Source organism: Noviherbaspirillum aerium, from assembly GCF_008929045.1.
GTDB lineage: Bacteria > Pseudomonadota > Gammaproteobacteria > Burkholderiales > Burkholderiaceae_D > Noviherbaspirillum > Noviherbaspirillum aerium.
Genome location: NZ_VFAH01000061.1, coordinates 1 through 2,422 on the forward strand (window position 1 = coordinate 1; position 2,422 = coordinate 2,422).

Sequence of the window (2,422 nt, forward strand, 5' to 3'; positions counted from 1 at the left end):
GTAAGCGCCTAGCCATCCCACATTGACGGGATACCGAATCTACGAGCAGAAGTTTACGCGGGCGTCCAGCGATGCGGCAACAGTTCGGTGACACGGCTAGCCAGCAGTGTCGGCAAGCGTTCGAGGACATCCTTCATGTAGGCGTGCACATCATGGCCGTTCAGCCGCGCCGAGTGCAATAGCGTCATCACCGCGGCAGCACGCTGCCCCGCCCGCAGACTGCCGGCGAACAACCAGTTCTTTTTTCCGAGTGCAATCGGCCGAATCTGGTTTTCCACCCAGTTGTTGTCGATCGGCACAGCACCATCGTCCAGGTAGCGCGTCAGCGCTCCCCAGCGTCCCAGACTGTAATTGATCGCTTTGGCAGTCGCGCTGCCATCCGGCACTCGCTGTCGCTGCGTCAGTAACCACACATGCAGCGTATCGGCTGCCGGTCTGGCGAGTCGATTGCGTACTTCCTGCCGACTTTCGGCATCCAGGGACTGTACCTGCCGCTCAATGTCGTACAGTGCGCCGAACAGCTTCAGTGCTTCTTCGGCAATCTGGCTCTTGTGGTTCGCGTAGAGCTCATGGAACTTGCGTCTTGCATGCGCCATGCAGCCCGCTTCGATGATGCCCTGCTTGAACAAGTGCTTGTAGCCGCTGAAGTCGTCACAGATGAGCGTACCGCGCCAGTCACCAAGGAATTCCCCGGCATGCCGACCGGCGCGCGATTCGGCGAAGTTGAACACGACCGCCTTCATCGAATTCATGCTGGTGCTGCAGTAGCTCCACAGGTAGGCGCGATGCGTCTTGCCGTTACCCGGCTTGAGCATCGCCACCGGCGTCTCGTCAGCATGCAGGACGCGCTGAGCCAGCAGTTCTTGGCGCAGTGCATCAACCAGAGGCTGCAACTGCACGCCGCACACGCCTACCCACTGTGCCAGCGTTGAATCAGGAATCGCAAACCCGGCCCGGCCGTAGATGCCGCTCTGTCGGTATAGGGGTAAATGATCCAGATATTTGGCAACCAGGACATGGGCCAGCAGACCAGCGGTCGGGATGCCCTTGTCAATGATCTGCGGCGGCACCGGCGCCTGCACCAGCGTCTCGCATTGGCGGCAGACCCACTTGCCGCGTACATGGCGCTCCACTGTAAAGACGCCTGGCTGGTAGTCAAGCTTCTCGGCCACGTCCTCGCCGATGCGCTGCAATTGGCAGCCGCAAGAGCAGGTCGTGGAATCAGGATCGTGGCGGACTTCTTTACGCGGTAAGGAAGCCGGCAAAGCGGTGCGCTTGGGTTGCTGCTTCTTGCCCTCATCGTCGGCCGGCTTGGTCGGTGCGAGTTGCTCGATCTCGGCTGTGAGCGCCTCGATGTCGGTGTCAAGTGTTTCGAACAGCATGCGTTGTTGCTCACCGGTATAGGCTTCGCTGGAAGCGGCGAACTTGAGCCGCTTGAGGATGGCCATCTCGTGCGTGAGCTTATCGATCAATGCCTGCTTGCCACGCATCTCCTCCAGCAGGCGGCTGGCGAGCTGGCGCAGTTCATCGGCGCCGAGAGTGGACAGGTCGAGGGCGGAAGTCATGCACGGCAGTGTGCCAGAACACCCGCCGCAAGTGAACAGAAACAGTATACGTACCGGGCGTTAGAGCACGGCGATGACGTGGTCAGTCGCCAGTGTTCTCCATGGCAGGCCGGTGACCAGTGCCTGCAACTGCTCGGCGTTCAGACAGACAGTGATCGCTGACGTGCCATCGGTCCAGACGAAGCGGCCGCGGTTAAGGCGTCGCGCCGCTAGCCAGATACCCAAGCCGTCGTAGACCAGGACCTTCATTCGCGTACCGTTCTTGTTGGCAAACAGGTAGGCATGATGCGGGCGCGCCGCACCGAATACCTTGACCACACGGGCGAGCACGGTGTCGGTTCCGGCCCGCATGTCCAGCGGTTCAGTGGCCAGCCAGATGGCGTCAACACGGATCATCGCAGCCACCCCTGCAACCAGCGGGCGCACTCGCTGGCGGCGCCGTACGGCCAGCGGATCGTTACCATCGTGGCACCGCGCCTGAGTTCGATCACAATGTCCTGCGTGCCGGTGCTCGTCTGTGCCGCAGGCAGGGATAATGGAACGAATTCGGCGCCTGGCGTTGCTATGGCACCAAGCGCCTGTGCTGTGGCTTGCGTCTCTTCTTCGCTGGCCACCCAGCGGCGCAGCAGGTTGGCGTTCAAACGATAGTGCAACGCGACAGCGGCGATTGAAATGCCAGGTTGCATGCAGGCCTTGATTGCCTGGGCCTTGAATTCGGCGCTATGCCGTCGGCGACGGGTCGGTTTTACTTCAGCACTCTCTTCCATGATGTACACGTGTCCATTTCGTTCGTTAGTGGACACGATCCTCGCCGATCAGCGCGTTTCGTTTCAAGGTGCCTTCGCCGAGCGCTTACG

3 protein-coding genes are annotated in these 2,422 nt (G+C 60.9%); all 3 read right to left on the minus strand.

Annotated elements, in window-relative coordinates; all coding sequences use genetic code 11:
- Positions 1-53: 53 nt before the first annotated feature.
- Genes tnpC through FH061_RS30015 form a run of 3 tightly spaced genes read right to left on the minus strand, consistent with a single transcriptional unit; the run spans position 54 to position 2,332 of the window.
- The gene (gene tnpC / locus FH061_RS30005) at positions 54-1,565 is read right to left on the minus strand and encodes an IS66 family transposase (protein ID WP_151639485.1); all 1,512 of its coding nucleotides are present in this window, start codon (positions 1,563-1,565) and stop codon (positions 54-56) included.
- A 60-nt stretch (positions 1,566-1,625) separates the two neighbouring features.
- Entirely contained in the window at positions 1,626-1,961 is a 336-nt protein-coding gene (gene tnpB / locus FH061_RS30010) for an IS66 family insertion sequence element accessory protein TnpB (RefSeq protein WP_151639486.1), read from the minus strand.
- A complete protein-coding gene (locus FH061_RS30015) occupies positions 1,958-2,332 on the minus strand; it encodes a transposase (protein WP_151639487.1) in 375 nt (124 codons plus the stop codon). Before FH061_RS30015 ends, tnpB begins: the two co-directional genes overlap by 4 nt.
- Positions 2,333-2,422 lie beyond the last annotated feature (90 nt).

Bases quoted from the DNA above. Each gene is read 5' to 3' on its own strand.
- FH061_RS30015 (WP_151639487.1), bottom strand. From the start codon at position 2,332: ATGGAAGAGAGTGCTGAAGTAAAACCGACCCGTCGCCGACGGCATAGC.
- tnpB (WP_151639486.1), bottom strand. From the start codon at position 1,961: ATGATCCGTGTTGACGCCATCTGGCTGGCCACTGAACCGCTGGACATG.
- tnpC (WP_151639485.1), bottom strand. From the start codon at position 1,565: ATGACTTCCGCCCTCGACCTGTCCACTCTCGGCGCCGATGAACTGCGC.